18 protein-coding genes are annotated in these 20,242 nt (G+C 61.6%); 17 read left to right on the top strand and 1 reads right to left on the bottom strand.

What is annotated here, in order from left to right:
- The first annotated feature begins 7 nt into the window (after positions 1-7).
- The 4 genes from RlegSU303_RS10515 (at position 8) to RlegSU303_RS10530 (ending at position 3,328) form a co-directional block, all read left to right on the top strand.
- Complete coding sequence (locus tag RlegSU303_RS10515; protein WP_025394513.1) at positions 8-724, top strand: ABC transporter ATP-binding protein; 717 nt, start codon at positions 8-10, stop codon at positions 722-724.
- Positions 714-1,916: an ABC transporter permease gene (locus RlegSU303_RS10520; protein WP_168280281.1), complete on the top strand. Its 1,203-nt coding sequence runs from the start codon at positions 714-716 to the stop codon at positions 1,914-1,916. The genes RlegSU303_RS10515 and RlegSU303_RS10520 overlap by 11 nt, the downstream gene beginning before the upstream one ends.
- A 73-nt stretch (positions 1,917-1,989) precedes the next feature.
- Positions 1,990-2,349 carry a VOC family protein gene (locus RlegSU303_RS10525; RefSeq protein WP_151517390.1) on the top strand — a complete coding sequence of 120 codons (360 nt, stop codon included), beginning with the start codon at positions 1,990-1,992 and terminating at the stop codon, positions 2,347-2,349.
- A gap of 364 nt (positions 2,350-2,713) precedes the next feature.
- Entirely contained in the window at positions 2,714-3,328 is a 615-nt protein-coding gene (locus RlegSU303_RS10530) for a GntR family transcriptional regulator (RefSeq protein WP_131630443.1), read from the top strand.
- Between the two features lie 50 nt (positions 3,329-3,378).
- Here the strand turns inward: RlegSU303_RS10530 and RlegSU303_RS10535 are convergent, their stop codons facing one another.
- Positions 3,379-4,191: a ferredoxin--NADP reductase gene (locus RlegSU303_RS10535; protein ID WP_003559318.1), complete on the bottom strand. Its 813-nt coding sequence runs from the start codon at positions 4,189-4,191 to the stop codon at positions 3,379-3,381.
- A 356-nt stretch (positions 4,192-4,547) separates the two neighbouring features.
- Here RlegSU303_RS10535 and pcsA point away from each other — a divergent pair, with 356 nt between their 5' ends.
- The 13 genes from pcsA to glmS all read left to right on the top strand — a co-directional run bounded on the left by pcsA (position 4,548) and on the right by glmS (position 20,113).
- Positions 4,548-5,276 (top strand): phosphatidylcholine synthase, encoded by a 729-nt coding sequence (pcsA, locus tag RlegSU303_RS10540; RefSeq protein ID WP_012757415.1) that lies wholly within the window; start codon positions 4,548-4,550, stop codon positions 5,274-5,276.
- 10 nt (positions 5,277-5,286) lie between these two features.
- Positions 5,287-6,267 (top strand): quinone oxidoreductase family protein, encoded by a 981-nt coding sequence (locus RlegSU303_RS10545; protein ID WP_231283800.1) that lies wholly within the window; start codon positions 5,287-5,289, stop codon positions 6,265-6,267.
- A 39-nt stretch (positions 6,268-6,306) separates the two neighbouring features.
- Positions 6,307-7,875, top strand: a complete 1,569-nt coding sequence (locus RlegSU303_RS10550; RefSeq protein ID WP_094086000.1) for an ABC transporter ATP-binding protein — start codon at positions 6,307-6,309, stop codon at positions 7,873-7,875.
- Positions 7,876-7,886: 11 nt separating this feature from the next.
- The gene (locus RlegSU303_RS10555) at positions 7,887-8,972 is read left to right on the top strand and encodes an ABC transporter permease (RefSeq protein ID WP_168280246.1); all 1,086 of its coding nucleotides are present in this window, start codon (positions 7,887-7,889) and stop codon (positions 8,970-8,972) included.
- Complete coding sequence (locus tag RlegSU303_RS10560) at positions 8,969-9,889, top strand: ABC transporter permease (RefSeq protein WP_131622676.1); 921 nt, start codon at positions 8,969-8,971, stop codon at positions 9,887-9,889. Before RlegSU303_RS10555 ends, RlegSU303_RS10560 begins: the two co-directional genes overlap by 4 nt.
- A gap of 50 nt (positions 9,890-9,939) precedes the next feature.
- On the top strand, positions 9,940-11,016 hold the full coding sequence (locus RlegSU303_RS10565) for a BMP family ABC transporter substrate-binding protein (RefSeq protein WP_017960417.1): 1,077 nt from the start codon (positions 9,940-9,942) through the stop codon (positions 11,014-11,016).
- A 144-nt stretch (positions 11,017-11,160) separates the two neighbouring features.
- A complete protein-coding gene (gene ytfQ / locus RlegSU303_RS10570; RefSeq protein ID WP_131622678.1) occupies positions 11,161-12,123 on the top strand; it encodes a galactofuranose ABC transporter, galactofuranose-binding protein YtfQ in 963 nt (320 codons plus the stop codon).
- 228 nt (positions 12,124-12,351) lie between these two features.
- Positions 12,352-13,875 carry a galactofuranose ABC transporter, ATP-binding protein YtfR gene (ytfR, locus tag RlegSU303_RS10575; RefSeq protein ID WP_168280247.1) on the top strand — a complete coding sequence of 508 codons (1,524 nt, stop codon included), beginning with the start codon at positions 12,352-12,354 and terminating at the stop codon, positions 13,873-13,875.
- The gene (locus RlegSU303_RS10580) at positions 13,872-14,885 is read left to right on the top strand and encodes an ABC transporter permease (protein WP_131622682.1); all 1,014 of its coding nucleotides are present in this window, start codon (positions 13,872-13,874) and stop codon (positions 14,883-14,885) included. The genes ytfR and RlegSU303_RS10580 overlap by 4 nt, the downstream gene beginning before the upstream one ends.
- Positions 14,882-15,850, top strand: a complete 969-nt coding sequence (yjfF, locus tag RlegSU303_RS10585; RefSeq protein ID WP_020049894.1) for a galactofuranose ABC transporter, permease protein YjfF — start codon at positions 14,882-14,884, stop codon at positions 15,848-15,850. The genes RlegSU303_RS10580 and yjfF overlap by 4 nt, the downstream gene beginning before the upstream one ends.
- 16 nt (positions 15,851-15,866) lie before the next feature.
- Positions 15,867-16,652 (top strand): FadR/GntR family transcriptional regulator, encoded by a 786-nt coding sequence (locus tag RlegSU303_RS10590; RefSeq protein ID WP_017960421.1) that lies wholly within the window; start codon positions 15,867-15,869, stop codon positions 16,650-16,652.
- Between the two features lie 164 nt (positions 16,653-16,816).
- Complete coding sequence (gene glmU, locus RlegSU303_RS10595) at positions 16,817-18,178, top strand: bifunctional UDP-N-acetylglucosamine diphosphorylase/glucosamine-1-phosphate N-acetyltransferase GlmU (protein WP_168280248.1); 1,362 nt, start codon at positions 16,817-16,819, stop codon at positions 18,176-18,178.
- A gap of 108 nt (positions 18,179-18,286) precedes the next feature.
- Positions 18,287-20,113: a glutamine--fructose-6-phosphate transaminase (isomerizing) gene (gene glmS / locus RlegSU303_RS10600; protein ID WP_131630455.1), complete on the top strand. Its 1,827-nt coding sequence runs from the start codon at positions 18,287-18,289 to the stop codon at positions 20,111-20,113.
- Positions 20,114-20,242: the final 129 nt, after the last annotated feature.

The following is a 20,242-nucleotide window of genomic DNA, read 5'->3' on the forward strand; positions in this document are numbered from 1 at the left end:
GAGACGGATGGCAAGCCCGCCGCTCATCGAATTCAGACAGGTCTCGAAAGTCTATGGCGAGGGCGAGGCGGCGATCCGCGCGCTCGACCACGTCGATCTTGCGATCAACGCCCATGAATTCGTCGCGATCATGGGGCCGTCTGGCTCCGGCAAATCGACGGCGATGAACATTCTCGGCTGCCTCGACGTGCCGAGCGCCGGTGACTACATCTTCGAAGGCATCCCGACCAGCGGCTTCGATCGCAGCCAGCTGACGCTGCTGCGCCGCCACATGCTCGGCTTCGTCTTTCAGGGCTTCAACCTGCTGTCGCGCACCTCGGCCGTCGAGAATGTCGAGCTGCCGCTGATCTATCGCGGCATGGCGGTGCGCGAGCGGCGCGAGCGGGCCCGCGAAGCCTTGGCGCTGGTCGGCCTGACCGGGCGCGAGCATCACAAGACACAGGAACTGTCAGGCGGCCAGCAGCAACGCGTCGCCATCGCCCGCGCCATCGTCACCGAGCCGGCGCTGCTGCTCGCCGATGAGCCCACCGGCAATCTCGACACCAAGACCAGCGTCGAGATCATGGATCTGATGACCCGGCTGAACCGCGAGCAGGGCATCACCATCGTCATGGTCACCCACGAGCCCGATATCGCCGCCTATGCGCAGCGGCTGCTGCGTTTCGTCGACGGCAAGCTGGAGACGGAAGTCGAGCACCGGAGGAGGGCGGATCATGTTCTTTGAGACGCTGAAGCTGGCGCTGCGGGCCATTAGCCGCAACATGCTGCGCTCGTTCCTGACCCTGCTCGGCGTCGTCATCGGCGTTGCCGCCGTCATCGCGCTGGTGACGATCGGCAACGGCACGACTGCGCAGGTCTCGACCGAGCTGTCGCGGCTCGGCACCAACATGCTGTTCGTCCGTCCCGGCCAGTTCGGCCCCGGCCGGGCGAGCTCCGAGGCTAAGCGCTTCAGCGTCAAGGACGTCGCGGCCATCCGCGACCAGATCGGCGGCCTCAGGGCCGTGGCGCCGCTCAACCAGTCGACGGCGACCGTGATTTTCGGCGGCCAGAACCATTCCACCAGCGTCTCCGGCACCACCAACGATTATTTCATCGCGCAGGACTGGAACCTGGCGCTCGGCCGCAATTTCACCCCTGCCGAGGAACGCGGCCAGGCGCGCTGCATTATCGGCGAGACGGTGCGCTCGCAGCTCTTCGGCAGCGCCGACCCCACGGGCCAGCAGATCCGCGTCGGCAAGGTCTCGTGCCCCGTCATCGGCGTGCTGGCCAAGCGCGGCCAGTCCGGCATAGGCAACGACCAGGATGATGTCGTCATCATGCCGGTCAAGGTGTTTCAGCGGCGCATCAGCGGCAACAGCAACGTGCCGCAGATCATCATCTCGGCGCGCGACGGCGTCTCCACCGCGAAGGTGCAGTCCGATGTCGAAAATCTCCTACGCGAGCGCCGCAAGATCGTGCCCGGCCGCCAGGACGATTTCAACGTCAACGACATGACCCAGATCGCCGAGGCGATGACCGGCACGACGACGCTGCTGACCGGCCTGCTCGGCGCCGTCGCTGCGATCAGCCTGCTCGTCGGCGGCATCGGCATCATGAACATCATGCTGGTCTCCGTCACCGAGCGCACCCGTGAGATCGGCATCCGCCTGGCGATCGGCGCGCTCGAAAGCCAGGTGCTCACCCAGTTCCTCGTCGAGGCGGTGGCGCTGTCGTTGTTCGGCGGCATCACCGGCATCATACTGGGCCTCGGCCTCGGCTTCGGCACCGTGACTCTCCTGAAGGTGCCCTTCGTCTTCAGCCCGCTAATGGTCGCCGTCGCCTTCCTCTTCTCAGCGGCGATCGGCATGATTTTCGGCTATTTCCCGGCGAGAAGGGCCGCGCAGTTGAATCCCATCGAGGCGTTGCGGCACGAATAATGCGCCGTGGCGAAACGCGTGATGTCCCTCTACTCTTGTCAATCGAATGCAAGCGCAATCGGAGGCTGGCATCATGCCGCTCAACAGGGTGGTGATCTATGCTGGGAATGTCGAGGAAACGGCGCGCTTTTATGAGAAGCACTTCGGTTTCAAGGCGACCAGCCTGCCGGGCGACAGGATCATTGAACTCATCGCTCAGGACGGCGGTGCGAATATCATGCTGCACCAAGCCGCCAAGGGCCAGCGGAGCGGCCAATCCACCATCAAACTGGTCTTCGACGTGGAGGACGTCGAGGCTTTTTGCAGACGATGCGCGGAAAACGGCCTTGAGTTCGGTGTTATCCATAAAGCCTATGGCTATCAGTTCGCCAATGCCAAAGACCCGTGCCAAAATTCGATCTCGGTTTCCAGCCGGGCGTTCCGCAAGGAGTGATCGAGGGAAGGTGCCGGCCTGAGGAAACAGCCGACGCGGTTTGCCTCTGTAGGCGAGGGCGAGTTTGGCGAGAAAGCCAACCGCACTCTCCGTCCTCCTCGGCCTTGAGCCGAGGATCCATGCCGCGGCTGCTGATGGATGCGTGGTGGATGCTCGGCTTAAGGCCGAGCGCGACGGAGAGTGGGGTGGTCGGCAGGAGCCAATCACGGCGTAGACGCCCGTGCCGGCAATGCCATTCGCCGATTTTCAGCAACCTCGCGAATGTTATCTATCTGTCTCTATTCTGATATTTCAATGCCGACTTGTCTTCGGTTTTTGGTCGTGTCACTATGTGATATATCAGACTTGGCGACGGAGCTCCGTATTGCAGACGTCTCAGAGCCATCTTGCCTATCTGGCGCTGGAGCATCTGATCGTGACGCTGGCGTTGAAGCCCGGCGCGCTGGTCACTGAAAAGCAGCTGATCGAGTTGGCGGGCCATGGGCGTACGCCGGTGCGCGAGGCGATCCAGAAGCTTGCCTGGCAGGGGCTGATCCTGGTCAAGCCGCGCGTTGGGCTGCAGGTCGCCGAGATCGCGCCTGAGGATCATTGCAATGTCATGCAGGTGCGCCGCGAGCTGGAGCCGATCGCGGCAAGCCTCGTCGCCGAACACGCGAGCGATGAGCAGCGCGCGCGCCTCATCGATTGCGCCCGCGCGATGGAGGAATGCGCCGTCACCGGCGATCTCGACGGCTTTTTCGCCGCCGACAAGGCCTTCGACGAAATCCTTGAAGATGCCTGCCCGAACGGCTTTATCACGGCAGCACTCGGCCCGGTGCAGACGCATTCACGTCGCCTCTGGTACTCCAAGGCAAGCCCGGAGCGCATGGACCGCGCTATCTCGCTGCACGTCGCCGTCATCCGCGCCATCCATCAGGGCAGGCCGGATGAAGCGCGCACCACCATGGCGGTGCTGATCGACTACCTCAGCCGGACATAGAAACGGCCCCGTTTCCGGAGCCGTTCATAGATCGGATTGTCAGAGATGGTTTAGCCGACGAAAGCGCGCTCGATGACGAATTCGGCGGGCTTGCTGTTGGCGCCTTCATCGAGGCCGGCCTTCTCGAGCAGTTCCTTGGTATCCTTCAGCATGGCCGAGGAACCGCAGATCATGCCGCGGTCGATCACCGGATCGAGCGGCGGTACGCCGAGATCGGTGAACAGCTTGCCGGAGGAGATTAAATCGGTGATGCGGCCGCGATATTCGAAATCCTCACGCGTGACTGTGGGGTAGTGGCGCAGCTTGTCGCCGACGACTTCCTTCAGCAGCTCATCATTCTGGATCTCGTGCACGAGGTCGAAGCCGTATTTCAGTTCGGCGACATCGCGTGTCGTATGGGTCAGGATGACTTCCTCGAACTTCTCGTAGGTCTCGGGATCGCGGATCAGGCTGGCAAAAGGCGCAATGCCCGTTCCCGTCGAGAACATGTAGAGACGACGGCCGGGCGTCAGCGCATCGAGCACAAGCGTGCCCGTCGGCTTCTTGCGCATCAGTACCTGGTCGCCCGGCTTGATCGCCTGCAGATGTGAGGTGAGTGGGCCGTCCGGCACCTTGATCGAGAAGAATTCAAGCTCTTCGGCCCAGGCGGGGCTGGCGATCGAATAGGCGCGGAACACCGGCTTGCCCTCGACCATCAGGCCGATCATCGCGAATTCGCCGGAACGGAAACGGAAGCCCTGCGGCCGGGTCATCGTGAAGCGGAAGAGCCGGTCGGTATAGTGCGTGACATCGAGCACCGTCTCGGCATAGACGCCGGCGGGGATGGACGAGGCGAAGTCTTCGGTCTTTGCAGGCGCGTTCATTGCGGTAGAGGATCCCGTTTCGTCGGATGAACTGTCGGATGCGAGCGAGATATTACATATCGGGCCGGAATTAAAGGCATTCCATTCCACGCGACGCTTCTAAAGGGAAATATGCATGTCATTGTCAGGATTCAATGGGGAGCAGGGGGCGGGTGGGGAATGTCGTATTTCCCGCTGGCGAAGCCCGGCAAAGGATGCATAGTAGAGCAGCACGCCGGAAACGGATGCCGGTTTCGGCAAAAACGGTGCGACAACAAAGACCTACGGCGTCGGACCCGATTCAGCAACAGGGTTGGGCGTTGGTGGCGAAAAAAAGATGCTTGCCGGGGCGAGCGCGATAGGGCGGTCGGGGGAATATGAAGATTTTCAACTACAAGCGTGTTCCTTATGCGGAGATGCGCGCCTTTTCCGTCCATATCCTGACGGCATCCGGCTCCTTCCTTGCCTTTCTCGGCGTCGTTGCCGCCGCCGAGCACCGCTTCATCGACATGTTCTGGTGGCTGGGACTTGCCCTTCTCGTTGACGGCATAGACGGGCCGATCGCCCGCAAGGTGCGCGTCAAGGAAGTGCTGCCGAACTGGTCAGGCGATACGCTCGACAATATCATCGATTACGTCACCTATGTGCTTCTGCCGGCCTTCGCGCTCTATCAGAGCGGCATGATCGGCGAGCCCTGGTCCTTCGTCGCCGCCGGCATGATCGTCGTCTCCAGCGCCATCTACTATGCCGATATGGGCATGAAGACGGACGAGTATTTCTTCTCCGGCTTCCCCGTCGTCTGGAACATGATCGTTTTCACGCTGTTCGTCATCGATGCCAGCGCCACGACGGCGCTCACTGTTGTCATCGTCTCGGTGGTGCTGACCTTTCTGCCGATCAATTTCCTCCACCCGGTCCGGGTCAAAAGGCTGCGCCCGCTCAATCTCGGCGTCTTTTTCCTGTGGTCGGCGCTGGGGATATTTTCGCTGCTGATGCATTTCGACACACCCGAATGGGCGCTCATTCTCTTCATCGTGACCGGAGCCTATCTTTACGTCATCGGCGCGGTGCTGCAATTCTTCCCCGCCCTTGGACGCGAAGCATAGGACAGGCAAGATGACCAAAACACAGGCGGTTTCATTCTCGAGGACGGGCGGGCCGGAGGTTTTCGACTATGTCGAGATCGATCTTCCCTCGCCCTCGGCGGGTGAGGTGCAGATCAGGCAGGCGGCGGTCGGTCTCAATTTCATCGACGTCTATTTCCGCAACGGCACCTACAAGACCCCGCATCTGCCCTTCGTCACCGGCAAGGAGGGCGCCGGCACCGTGACATCGGTCGGCCCCGGCGTCGAGCATTTCAAGGTCGGCGACCGTGTCGCCTATGCCAGCGCCGACGGCGCCTATAGCGCCGAACGCAATATCGAGACGCGGCATCTGGTGCATGTGCCTGACGGCGTAGAACTCGAAACGGCGGCGGCGATGATGCTGAAGGGCATGACTGCCGAATATCTTCTGAACCGCACCTTCAAGGTCGGTCCGCAGACGGTCCTGCTGTTGCACGCCGCTGCCGGCGGCGTCGGCCTGATCGCCGGCCAGTGGGCAAAGGCGCTCGGCGCCACCGTCATCGGCACGGCGGGCTCTGAAGACAAGATCGAGCTGGCGCTCGCCCATGGCTACGATCATGTGATCAACTACAAGAGCGATAGCTTCGTCGACCGTGTCCGCGACATCACCGGCGGCAAGGGGGTGGATGTCGTCTACGATTCGATCGGCCGGGATACTTTTCCACAGTCGCTCGAATGTCTCAAGCCGCGCGGCCTTTTTGCCTCCTTCGGCCAATCTTCCGGGCCGATCGAGAATTTTACCCTCGCGGCTCTGGCGCAGAGGGGCTCGCTCTTTGCGACTCGGCCGACGCTATTCACCTATATTGCCGCGCGTCAGGAACTGATCGACAGTGCCAACGCGCTATTTGATATTGTGCAAAGCAACAAAGTGCGTATCAATATCAATCAAACCTATCCGCTGCGTGAGGTTGGGCGGGCTCACGTGGATCTGGAAACAAGAAAAACAACAGGAACGACGCTGCTGATTCCATGAGATCCGAACGGACCGGTTGGCAGAAGAAATGAGGGGAACGTGTCGCCATTGAATGTGCCGGATTCCGGTGCGTTATTATCGGTCCAGAAGCTGACGAAGTTCTTCGGTGGCTTTGCCGCTTGCAATGAAATCGATCTCGATATCGCGCCGGGCGAAATTCATGCGCTTCTCGGCGAAAATGGTGCAGGCAAATCCACCCTGGTGAAGATGCTGTTCGGCGTTCTCGAGCCGACGGGCGGAAATATCCTCTGGCAGGGCCAGCCGGTCGCGATCGCGTCGCCCGGTGAAGCCCGTAAGCTCGGCATCGGCATGGTCTTCCAGCATTTCTCGCTGTTCGAGGCGCTGACGGTTGCCGAAAACATCGCACTGTCGCTCGATGACGCCATTCCGATCGACAGAATCTCCGAGGAGGCGAGGGCGCTGTCCGTCGCCTACGGCCTGCCGCTCGACCCGCATGCCCATGTCGCCGATCTCTCGGTCGGCGAGCGTCAGCGCATCGAGATCGTCCGCGCGCTACTGCAGAACCCGAAGCTCATCATCCTCGACGAGCCGACCTCGGTGCTGACGCCGCAGGAGGCCGACAAGCTGTTCGAGACGCTGTTTAAGTTGCGCGCCGAAGGGCGTTCGGTTCTCTATATCAGCCACCGGCTGGAGGAGGTGCAGCGCATCTGCGATCGCGCCACCGTCCTGCGTCATGGCCGCGTGACCGGCGCCTGCGATCCGAAGCGGGAAACGCCTGCCTCGCTCGCTCGCATGATGGTCGGCAGCGAAGTGGCGACCGTGACGCATCCGGAGCGCAGCGACCGGGGCGAGGTGCAGCTTGCCGTCGCCAACCTTTCCGTCGCCGCGCGCACCCCTTTCGCCATGTCGCTGCGTGATGTCTCGATGGCGGTGCGCTCCGGCGAGATCCTCGCCATTGCGGGTGTCGCGGGCAACGGGCAGAGCGAGCTCTTCGATGCACTGTCTGGCGAATATCCGGTCGCCTCGGCCGAGGCGATCGTCATCCGCAAGAAACCGGTCGGCAATCAGGGCATTACCGCCCGCCGTCTTCTCGGCGCCGGCTTCGTGCCGGAGGAGCGCCACGGCCACGCCGCCGTCTCCGCCATGAAACTGTCGGACAATCTTGTCCTTGCCCGCAGCCAGTCGGACCGCAAGGCGTTTCTGGGCCTGCTCGGCATGATCCGCCGCGGGGCGGTGAAGTCCGCCGCAAGGCGCATTTCCGAGGCGATGGATGTCCGCAAGAGCGGCGATGACCCGGCCGCCGGCTCTTTGTCCGGCGGTAACCTGCAGAAGTTCATCGTCGGGCGCGAGCTCGACCGTCAGCCGGCGGTGCTCGTCGTCAACCAGCCCACCTGGGGCGTCGATGCCGGGGCGGCAAGCCGCATCCGCCAGGCGCTCGTCGATCTCGCAAGAAGCGGTTCGGCCGTCGTCGTCATCAGCCAGGATCTCGATGAGATCTTCGAAGTGGCGACCGATATTGCCGTCATCTGCGAAGGCCGTCTTTCCCGCCCGTTCCCGGCCGGCGAACTGACGCGGGAAAGGATCGGTCTGCTGATGGGCGGGCTGCACGAGAGCAGCTCTCCCCCGGAGGCGCCCCATGCGCATTGAAGAGGCAGCCCATGCGCATTGAACTCGAAAAACGCCCAGACGTTTCGAAGCTCTTCGGCTTCGTCTCGCCGCTCCTCGCCCTTGTTCTGACGCTCACTTTCGGCGCCATCATGTTCGCCTTGCTCGGCAAGGACCCGATCGCCGCACTGGAAGCCTTCTTCATCGAGCCGCTACTCGAGGTCTGGTCGCTGCACGAACTGGCGATCAAGGCCGCGCCACTGATCCTGATCGCCGTCGGCCTGGCCGTCTGTTACCGCTCGAACAACTGGAATATCGGCGCCGAAGGCCAGTTCACCATCGGCGCCATCACCGGCTCCTTTCTGCCGATCATCTTCTACGACTGGCATTCCCCGATCGTGCTGCCGCTGATGCTGATATTGGGTGCGCTCGGCGGTGCGCTTTTCGCTGCCGTTCCGGCGCTGCTGAAGGCGCATTTCAATACCAATGAGATCCTGACATCGCTGATGCTGGTCTATATCGCCCAGCTCTTCCTCGACTGGCTGATCCGCGGCGCCTGGCGCGATCCGAAGGGCTTCAACTTTCCGGTTTCGCGCGATTTCGCGCCGGAAGCAGTGCTGCCGGCGATCTGGGAAGAGTCGGGCCGCGCCCATTGGGCCTTCATCTTCGCCATCATTGCGGCGGTCGGTGCCTGGTTCATGCTGCGCTATACGCTGAAAGGCTTCGAGATTGTCGTGCTCGGCCAATCCGAACGGGCAGGGCGCTTTGCCGGATTCTCGTCGAAGAAGATGATCTGGTTCAGCTTTCTCTTCTCGGGCGCTCTTGCCGGCCTTGCTGGGATAGCCGAGGTCTCCGGCTCAATCGGTCACCTGCAGCCGGCGATCTCGCCGGGCTATGGCTTCACCGCCATCATCGTCGCCTTCCTCGGCCGCCTCAATCCGCTCGGCATCATCGCATCGGGCCTGGTGCTGGCGCTGACCTATCTCGGCGGCGAGGCAGCACAGCTTTCGCTCGGGGTTTCCGACAAGGTCACTCGCGTCTTCCAGGGGCTGCTGCTCTTCTTCGTGCTCTCCTGCGATACGCTGATCTATTACAAAATCCGCCTGGTCTGGTCGCGGGTCGGGGGCAGGGCGGCATGACCATCTTCGAAGCCATTCTGCTGACGGTCATCACCGCCTCCACACCGCTCGTCATCGCCGCACTCGGCGAACTCGTGACTGAGCGCTCCGGCGTTCTCAATCTCGGTGTCGAAGGCATGATGATCATGGGCGCGGTCGGTGCCTTTGCCGCGGCACAGCTCACCGGCTCGGCCTATATCGGCATTGTCGGCGGTGTCGTGAGCGGCGCGCTGTTTTCGCTGTTCTTCGCCTTCCTGACGTTGACACTCGTTGCCAATCAGGTGGCGACAGGCCTTGCGCTGACGATCCTTGGCCTCGGCGCCTCTGGCATGCTCGGCGAGGCCTTCGTCGGCGCACCCGGCGTCCGGCTGCTGCCGATCGAAATCCCGGTGCTTTCCGCCATTCCCTATGTCGGAACGGTCCTCTTCAAGCAGGATCTGATCTTCTACCTGTCGATCCTGCTCGTTATCGCCGTCAACTGGTTCCTCTTCAAGAGTCGCACCGGACTGAAGATTCGCGCCATCGGTGACAATCACGGCTCGGCGCATGCGCTCGGCATCGATGTCATCCGCATGCGCTACCTTGCCGTGATGTTCGGCGGCGCCTGCGCCGGCCTTGCCGGCGCGCAGCTGTCGCTGATCTATACGCCGCAATGGACTGAGAACATGTCAGGCGGGCGCGGCTGGATCGCGCTGGCGCTCGTCGTCTTCGCCTCCTGGCGGCCCTGGCGCCTGCTGGCCGGCGGTTATCTCTTTGGAGCGGTCACGATCCTGCAACTGCACGCGCAGGCCTTCGGCATTGGCATTCCCTCGCAGTTCCTCTCGATGCTGCCCTATGCGGCGACAGTTGTGGTCCTCATCATCATCTCGCATAATCGGCGCACGACGTTGATCAATACGCCGGCCTCGCTCGGCAAAGCCTTCGTGCCGGACCGGTGAACAATAACAAACAAGACGGGTTTCGAAACTTCCAACCAACAGGGATCAATATGAAAAAACTTGCACTTGCTCTCGCAGCGACAGCTGCCCTCGTCCTGAGTATCGGTTCGGCCGCCGAGGCGGCTGACAAGACCAAGGTGTGCTTCGTTTATGTCGGCACCCGCACCGACGGCGGCTGGACGCAGGCCCATGAGAACGGCCGCCTCCAGCTCGAGAAGGAATTCGGAGACAAGATCGAGACGCCCTACCTCGAAAGCGTCCCGGAAGGCCCGGATGCCGAACGCGCCATCGAGCGCATGGCCCGCTCCGGTTGCTCGCTGATTTTCACCACGTCCTTCGGTTTCATGGATCCGACTATTGCCGTCGCCAAGAAGTTCCCGAAAGTGAAGTTCGAGCATGCGACAGGCTTCAAGGCCGCCGACAATGTCGCGACCTACAATTCCCGCTTCTATGAAGGCCGCTACATCAGTGGCATTATCGCCGGCAAGCTCTCGAAAACCGGCACGGCCGGCTATATCGCCTCCTTCCCGATTCCCGAGGTGGTGATGGGCATCAATGCCTTCGAAACTGGCGCCAAGTCGGTCAACCCGAACTTCAAGATGAAGGTTATCTGGGTCAACACCTGGTTCGACCCGGGCAAGGAAGCTGATGCCGCCAAGGCGCTGATCGACCAGGGCGTCGATATCCTCACCCAGCACACGGACACGACGGCTCCAATGCAGGTCGCCGAGCAGCGTGGCGTCAAGGCCTTCGGCCAGGCTTCCGACATGATCAAGGCTGGTCCGAACGTCCAGCTGACCGCGATCATCGACACCTGGGGCAATTATTACGTCAAGCGCGTCAAGGCGGTTCTCGATGGCACCTGGAAGTCAGAGCAGAGCTGGGATGGCCTCAAGGACGGGATCCTGACGATGGCGCCCTATACCAACATGCCCGACGACGTGAAGAAACTCGCCGAGGAGACCGAAGCCAAGATCAAATCAGGCGAACTGCATCCCTTCACCGGACCGATCAACAAGCAGGACGGAACGCCCTGGCTGAAGGCCGGCGAGAAGGCCGATGACGGCACCCTGCTCGGCATGAACTTTTATGTCGAAGGTGTCGACGACAAGCTGCCGGGTAAATAGTCCCGTAGCTATCTCGCGGTTGCGAAGAGTGCCCTTCTGGGCGCTCTTTTTTTGCTGCAATGCATCTCAAGATTCCGATTTACAAAAGTAATACTATATGATTTTTTGATCCTGCGCCGCGAGATGCGGCATTGGGAGGAAATCATGAAATTGAAGACTGCACTTTTGAGTGCCACGATTCTGGCTGCCTGCATGTTCGGTTCGGCTTCGGCCGCCGGCCTCACTGTCGGCTTCTCGCAGATCGGCTCGGAATCGGGCTGGCGTGCGGCTGAAACGACCGTAACCAAGGAACAGGCCAAGAAGCGCGGCATCGATCTGAAGTTTGCCGATGCGCAGCAGAAGCAGGAAAACCAGATCAAGGCTCTGCGCTCCTTCATTGCTCAGGGCGTCGATGCCATTCTCATTGCTCCAGTCGTTGAAACCGGCTGGGATGACGTTCTCAAGGAAGCCAAGGAAGCCGAAATCCCGGTCATCCTTCTTGACCGTACCATCAAGGCTCCTGATGATCTCTACCTGACGGCGGTGACGTCGGACCTGGTCCATGAAGGCAAGGTTGCAGGCGACTTCCTGGTCAAGACCGTCGGCGACAAGAAGTGCAATGTCGTCGAGCTTCAGGGCACCACCGGTTCGTCGCCGGCCATCGCCCGCAAGAAGGGCTTCGAAGAAGCTCTTGCAGGCCACGGCAACCTCAAGATCGTTCGCAGCCAGACCGGTGACTTCACCCGCACCAAGGGCAAGGAAGTCATGGAAAGCTTCCTGAAGGCCGAGAATGGCGGCAAGGATATCTGCGCTCTCTACGCCCACAACGACGACATGGCCGTCGGCGCCATTCAGGCGATCAAGGAAGCCGGTCTGAAGCCCGGCAAGGATATCCTCGTCGTCTCCATCGACGCCGTGCCGGATATCTTCAAGGCCATGTCCGAAGGCGAGGCCAATGCCACGGTCGAGCTGACGCCGAATATGGCTGGTCCGGCCTTCGATGCGCTCGAAGCCTATCTGAAGGACAAGAAGGCTCCGGCCAAGTGGATCCAGACCGAGTCGAAGCTCTACACGCCGGCCGACGAGCCGATGAAGGTCTACGAAGAGAAGAAGGGTCAGGGCTACTGATCTGATGTGACGCCGCTGCATCATTCCTGAAATCGGAATTCGATTTCCGGTTAAGATCATGCAGCAACTCAAAGCGCTACAGCGTCCTTATGCGTCTGGAAAAGGCGAGGGCGCTGTAGAACCGCACCGGCCCGTCATGGACCGGTGCGGAACTGCCTTTGCCGCCTTGGGACGTCATGTCCGGCCGCGGCGCGGCTTTTGCCGTCAATATCAGGAAAACAGACCCTTATGATTCACGATTTCGAGAACGTTCTCGCGGCCTCCGGAATATCGAAATTCTTTCCCGGCGCAGTGGCGCTGGATAAGGTCGATTTCACGCTCCGCAGAGGCGAGGTGCACGCATTGCTGGGCGAGAACGGTGCCGGCAAGTCGACGCTGATCAAGTGCATCACCGGCGCCTATCATCGTGACGAGGGCAGCCTGACGCTCGACGGCCACGAGATCAATCCGGCCAATACGCTCGCCGCCCAGAAGCTCGGCATCGGCACGGTCTACCAGGAGGTCAATCTCCTTTCCAATCTGAGCGTGGCCGAAAATCTCTTTCTCGGGCGCCAGCCAAGGCGCTTCGGCATGACCGACGTGCGTGCGATGAACCGCAAGGCGCGTGAGTTGCTCGCCGGCTACGGCGTCGATATCGACGTCACCGCCGAGCTCGGCCGTTTCTCCGTCGCCGTCCAGCAGGTGGTTGCCATCGCCCGTGCCGTCGATCTTTCCGGCAAGGTGCTGATCCTCGATGAGCCCACTGCAAGTCTCGATAATCAGGAAGTGGCGCTGCTCTTCCGCATCATCGACGACCTGAAGAAGCGCGGCCTTGGCATCGTCTTCATCACCCATTTTCTCGAGCAGGTTTATGCGATCAGCGACCGTATCACCGTGCTGCGCAACGGCAAGCTCGTCGGCACCCGCGACGCCTCTGATCTGCCGCGCCAGGGCCTGATCGCCATGATGCTCGGCCGCGAACTAGCCCATGTCGAGGAGACGGTCAGGGAACGCAGCCTTGCTGCGGGTGACGTCCGATACCGTTTTTCAGGCTACGGCAAACGCGGCAAGGTCAAGCCTTTCGACCTTGAAGTTCGGGCCGGAGAGGTGGTCGGCGTCGCCGGGCTGCTTGGTTCCGGCCGCACCGAAACCGCCGAACTGCTCTTCGGCATTGAACATGCCGACAGCGGCAGCGCCACGATCGACGGCCAGCCGGCGACGATTTCGAGCCCCCGCGCGGCGATTGCAAAAGGTTTCGGCTTCTGCCCCGAGGACCGCAAGACCGATGGCATCATCGGCGACCTGTCGATCAGGGAGAACATCGCCCTGGCGCTGCAGGCGCGCCGCGGCTGGACGCGGCCGCTGTCGCGCGCCGAACAGAATACGCTTGCCGACCGCTACATCAAGGCGCTGGATATCCGCACCACCGATCGCGAAAAGCCGATCCGGCTACTGTCAGGCGGCAACCAGCAGAAGGCGATCCTCGCCCGCTGGCTGGCGACCAATCCCAAGTTTCTGATCCTCGACGAGCCGACCCGCGGCATCGATGTCGGTGCCCATGCCGAGATCATCCGGCTCATCGAAGAACTCTGTGCCGGCGGCATGTCGCTGATCGTGATTTCCTCGGAACTTGAAGAGCTTGTCGCCTATAGTTCACGTGTCATCGTACTGCGCGACAGGCAGCATATCGCCGAACTGACAGGCGAGCGTATCACCGCTGCCGGCATCGTCGATGCCATCGCTGCCGCCGAGCACAAGATGGAGGATGCATGAGGTCCTCCCTGAAAGCGCTGGCCTATCGCCTGGCGCCGCAATTGATCGCGCTCGTTGTCATTCTTCTGTTGAATTTCATCACGTCACCGCAGTTTTTTAATGTTGTGGTTCAGAATGACCGGCTTTATGGCAGCCTGATCGATGTGCTGAACCGCGGCGCGCCGGTGGCGCTGCTGGCGATCGGCATGACGCTGGTCATTGCCACCAAGGGCATCGACCTGTCCGTCGGTGCGGTCATCGCCATCTGCGGCGCCGTCGCCGCCTCGTCGATTGTCTCTGGAAATTCAGTCGCCTACACCATTATCCTGACGCTTGCGATCGGGCTTGCCTGCGGCGTCTGGAACGGGTTCCTGGTGGCAGTCCTCAATATCCAACCGATCATCGCGACGCTGGTGCTGATGGTGGCCGGCCGAGGCATCGCCCAGTTGATCACCGAAGGCGCCATCCTGACCTTCAACGATGACGGGCTGACCTTCTTCGGCAGCGGTTCCATGGCTCTCCTGCCGATGCCTGTCGTCATCTGGCTTCTCGTTGGCCTGCTCGTCATCCTGCTCGTCCGCCGTACGGCGCTCGGCATGCTGATCGAGGCCGTCGGCATCAATCGTCGCGCCAGCACGCTCTCCGGCATTCAAACGCCGGTGCTGCTGATGGCGGTCTATATGCTGAGCGGGATCTGCGCCTCGATTGCGGGCATCATCGTCGCAGCCGACATCAGGGGCGCCGATGCCAACAATGCCGGCCTATGGCTGGAACTTGACGCGATCCTCGCCGTCGTCGTCGGCGGCAATTCGCTCCTCGGCGGCCGCTTCAGCATTCTCGGGTCGCTGATCGGCGCGATGATCATCCAGGCTGTGAATACCGGCATCCTGTCCGCCGGCTTCCCGCCTGAATTCAACCTGATTATCAAGGCCGTCATCATTATCGTCATCCTCGTCATCCAGTCGCCGGCGGTACAATCGCTCGCCATCTTCGCCAGCCGCCGGCAGGGCGGTAGGGAGCAGCCGAAATGAACTCCAAATACCTGCCGCTGCTTGCGACCATCGTCATCTTCGTGCTCGCCTATGCCGGATGCGCGCTGCAATATCCGAACATTCTGTCGACGCGCGTCATCGGCAATCTCTTGACCGACAATGCCTTTCTCGGCATCGCCGCCGTCGGCATGACCTTCGTCATCATTTCGGGCGGCATCGATTTGTCGATCGGCTCGGTCATCGCCTTTACCGGCGTCTTCCTCGCGGTGATCCTTGAGAATACCTCGATCCATCCGCTGCTCGCCTTCGCGCTGGTGCTCGTCATCACGACTGCCTTTGGCGGTATCATGGGCGCGATCATCCACTATCTCGAAATGCCGGCCTTCATCGTCACCCTTGCCGGCATGTTCCTGGCGCGCGGCATGGCCTTCGTGCTCTCGATCGACAGCATCCCGATCAACCACGAATATTATTCGACGCTGACGAGCCTCTATTACCGTCTGCCCGGTGGCGGGCGGCTGACGCTGATCGGCGGCATCATGCTTCTGGTCTTTGCCGTCGGCATCTTCATCGCCCAGCGCACCCGTTTCGGCACCAACGTCTATGCGCTCGGCGGCGGCACGCAGACGGCGCGGCTGATGGGCGTGCCGGTCGGCCGCACGACAATCCAGATCTATGCGCTCTCGGGCTTTCTGGCGGGGCTATCCGGGATCGTTTTTTCGCTGTACACCTCTGCCGGATATTCTCTTGCAGCAGTCGGCGTCGAACTCGATGCCATCGCGGCGGTCGTCATTGGGGGGACGCTGCTGACCGGAGGAGCGGGATTCGTGGCAGGAACCTTGATCGGTATCCTGATCCAGGGGCTCATTCAGACCTACATCACCTTCGACGGCACGCTGTCGAGCTGGTGGACCAAGATCCTGATTGGCCTTTTGCTGTTTGCATTCATCTTGATGCAGAAAGCCATCCTGTTCGTGTCCAGTCTGAACAAGAGGTACGCCTGAGGGGGAGACGGATCGCTTGCGCTACAAATTGGACGAGACACGCAAGACGGGGCGTAGAACCCGGACGAGCCACGCGCAGGTGGTCGACGAACTCGGCAAGGCGATCGTCGCCGGCACCTATCCGGTTGGCTCGATCCTGCCAGGCGATACGGAACTGGCGCAACGCTTCAAAGTGTCCCGCACGGTGTTGCGCGAGACGATGAAGACGCTCGCCGCCAAGGGCATGGTCGTCGCCAAGGCGCGGGTCGGCACGCGTGTGACCGAAAAGAACCTCTGGAACATGTTCGACAGCGAGATCATCGCCTGGCACTTCGACAATGGCGTGACGGAAGAGTTTCTACTGCAGCTCTACGATATTCGCCTCGCCTTCGAACCTTTCGCCGCCGGTCTCGTCGCCGAGCGGGCGAATGCCGAGGAGATCGAGATGCTGCGTGGGCTGGCGCTCGAGATGGCAGCGGCCGGTCATACGGCCGACAGCCTCGCACTCGCCGACCTTCGTTTTCACCTGGCGATCGCCGAAGCCTCGCACAATCCCTTCATGCGGACACTGGGCAGTCTCATCGAAGCAGCCCTCGTCGGCATGTTCAGGATGAGCACGCCGCCAACCGAAAACGGCTTCGCCAATATCGCCGATACCCATATGCGCATCGTCGATGCGATCGTTTCCGGCGATAACGCCGCCGCGCGCCGTGCGATGGAGGACGTCATCCTGGACGGTCGCATTCATGTGCATGAAGCTTTCGCAGCCCGCGGGTCCGAGGCCGTCGAAGGGTCGATCTCAGCCGCAAATTTACCCTTGTGAAGGCTTTTCTTGTCTGCAGCGCCGCGCATCCTTCGAGAGGCGCAAGGGAGGCTGCAGCACTTTGAATGGCTGCATGATTTTATCCTTAAATCGATTCCGATTTAGGGAATTATGCAGTATGAGGCGATAAAGCCGCCTCATGGCGCGGATTCGCGGAGCAAATCATGGAACGCACTTGTCTTGCCGTCATCCTTGCCGCCGGTGACAGCACGCGGATGAAATCCTCGAAATCGAAGGTCCTGCATCCGGTCGCCGGTCGGCCGATGATCGCCCATGTCGTCGAGGCGGTCGCCTCCGCCGGCATCTCGTCCGTCGCCCTTGTGGTCGGCCGCGATGCCGAGGATGTGGCAAAGGCGGCAAGCATTGCCGGCGTCGGCATCGAATCCTGTCTGCAGAAGGAACGCCTCGGCACCGGCCATGCGGTACTGGCCGCGCGCGACGCGATCGCCAAGGGTTATGACGATATCCTCGTCACCTATGGCGACGTGCCGCTGCAAACCGACGGACCGCTGAAGGCCGCCCGCCAGGGCCTTGCCGATGGCAGCGATGTCGTCGTCATTGGCTTCCACACCGACCGCCCGACCGGCTACGGCCGCCTGCTCGTCAAGGATGGCGAACTCATCGCCATCCGCGAGGAGAAGGATGCGACCGATGCTGAGCGCACCGTCACCTGGTGCAACAGCGGGTTGATGGCGATCAACGGCAGAAAGGCGCTTGATCTTCTCTCGCGCATCGGCAACGCCAATGCCAAGGGTGAATTCTATCTGACCGATCTTGTCGAGATCGCCCGTTCGCTCGGCGGACGCGTGACCGCCGTCGATGCTCCCGAGATCGAGATGACCGGCTGCAACAACCGGGCCGAACTCGCCGTCATCGAGCGCTTTTGGCAGGAGCGCCGCCGCCACGAGATGATGCTTTCCGGCGTCACCATGATCGCGCCGGAAACGGTTTTCCTCTCCTACGACACCGTCATCGGCCAGGATGCGCTGATCGAACCGAACGTCGTCTTCGGTCCCGGCGCAGTGATCGACAGCGGCGCCGTCATCCATGCCTTCTCGCATATCGAAGGCGCCCATGTCAGCCGGGGCGCGACCGTCGGCCCCTTTGCGCGGCTGCGTCCGGGTGCGGATCTCGGGACCGGTTCGAAGGTCGGCAATTTCTGCGAGATCAAAAACGGCCGGCTCGGCGAGGGCGCCAAGGTCAACCACCTCACCTATATCGGTGATGCCGTCATCGGCGCCGGCAGCAATATCGGCGCCGGCACGATCACCTGCAACTATGACGGCGTGAACAAGAGCGAGACGGTGATCGGCGAAAACGCCTTCATCGGCTCCAACTCTTCGCTGGTCGCGCCGGTGACAATCGGCGACGGCGCCTATATCGCCTCCGGCAGCGTCATCACCGCCAACGTGCCGGCTGACGCGCTGGCGCTCGGCCGTGCCCGGCAGGAGATCAAGCCGGGGCGCGCGACGTTGCTGCGTGAGCGTGCGCTCGCCATCAAGGCGGCGAAAAAGGCGAAAGCCTGACCAGCCTTGCGTAACCGGCGGAAATTGAAAGTGACCGCCGAGGTGATTGAGAAATAAGCAGGAATCGGTAGGACTGGCCTCATTGTTGAGGCCTAGTGGGGATACTATATGTGCGGCATTGTGGGGATCGTCGGAACTGCGCCTGTTGCCGGGCGCCTGGTCGATGCGCTGAAGCGTCTCGAATATCGCGGTTACGATTCCGCCGGTGTCGCCACCATTCATGACGGCGTGATGGATCGCCGCCGTGCCGAGGGCAAGCTGTTCAATCTGGAAAAGCGCCTCGACAGCGAACCGCTGCCCGGCACCGTCGGCATCGCCCACACGCGCTGGGCGACCCACGGCGTTCCGAACGAGACCAATGCCCATCCGCATTTCGTCGAAGGCGTCGCCGTCGTCCATAACGGCATCATCGAGAACTTCTCCGAGCTTCGCGACGAACTGACGGAAGAGGGCTCGGTCTTCGAAACCCAGACCGACACCGAGGTCGTCGCCCATCTGATGGCGAAATATTTGCGCGAAGGCCTGGAGCCGCGCGCCGCCATGCTGAAGATGCTGAACCGGGTAACCGGCGCCTATGCGCTGGCCATCATGCTCAAGGCCGATCCCGGCACAATCATGGCTGCCCGTTTCGGCCCGCCGCTTGCCGTCGGCTACGGCCGCGGCGAGATGTTCCTCGGCTCGGATGCGATCGCGCTCTCGCCCTTCACCAATGAGATCACCTATCTCGTCGACGGCGATTGCGCCATCCTGACCCGCGACAGTGTCGCCGTGCTCGATTTCGACGGCAAGCCGGTCAAACGCGCCCGGCAGATCTCGCAGGCGACCGCCTATGTCGTCGACAAGGGCAACCACCGCCATTTCATGGAAAAGGAAATCTATGAGCAGCCGGAGGTAATCTCCCACGCGCTCAGCCACTATGTCGATTTCGCCGAGAATACGATCGGCGCCAATGCCGCCGCGATCGACTTCAAGGCGACGACCGGCCTTGCGATCTCGGCCTGCGGTACTGCCTATCTCGCCGGCCTCGTCGGCAAATACTGGTTCGAGCGTTATGCCCGCCTGCCGGTCGAGATCGACGTTGCCTCCGAATTCCGCTACCGCGAAATGCCGCTGTCGCCGTCACAGGCAGCACTCTTCATCTCGCAGTCCGGCGAGACTGCCGATACGCTGGCATGCTTACGCTATTGCCGCGACAACGGCTTGAAGATCGGCGCCGTCGTCAATGTTCGCGAATCGACGATCGCGCGTGAATCCGACGCCGTCTTCCCGATCATGGCCGGCCCGGAAATCGGCGTCGCCTCGACCAAGGCCTTCACCTGCCAGCTTGCCGTGCTGGCAGCGCTGGCGATCGGCGCCGGCAAGGCGCGCGGCACGGTTAGTGCTGACGAGGAGAGGGCGCTGGTGCGCCATCTCGCCGAAATGCCGCGCATCATGAGCCGGGTGCTGAACCTCATCCAGCCGCAGATGGAAAGCCTGTCGCGCGAGCTGTCGAAGTGCAAGGACGTGCTCTATCTCGGCCGCGGCACCAGCTTCCCGCTCGCCATGGAAGGCGCGCTGAAGCTCAAGGAAATTTCCTATATCCATGCCGAAGGTTATGCAGCCGGCGAATTGAAGCATGGACCGATCGCGCTGATCGATGAGAATATGCCTGTCATCGTCATCGCCCCTTACGACCGTTTCTTCGAAAAGACCGTCTCGAACATGCAGGAGGTCGCAGCGCGCGGCGGCCGCATCATCTTCATCACCGACGAGGCCGGCGCGGCGGCTTCGAAACTGCCGACCATGGCGACGATCACCCTGCCTGTGGTCGACGAAATCATCGCGCCGATGATCTTCTCGTTGCCGATCCAACTGCTCGCCTATCACACCGCCGTCTTCATGGGCACCGATGTCGACCAGCCGCGCAACCTGGCGAAATCCGTGACCGTGGAATAAGCCTGCAAGGACGGCTGCTCCGCGCCGAATCATATTGTGCGGGGCCCCGAATTCTGGCAACTTTGGTGTGCGGACAAGGGGGAAAGGCCGGCGTTCCGGCCTGTCCAGGACTGAGATGGAGTTCATCAG

The organism is Rhizobium sp. SU303 (assembly GCF_021052345.1).
GTDB lineage: Bacteria > Pseudomonadota > Alphaproteobacteria > Rhizobiales > Rhizobiaceae > Rhizobium > Rhizobium laguerreae.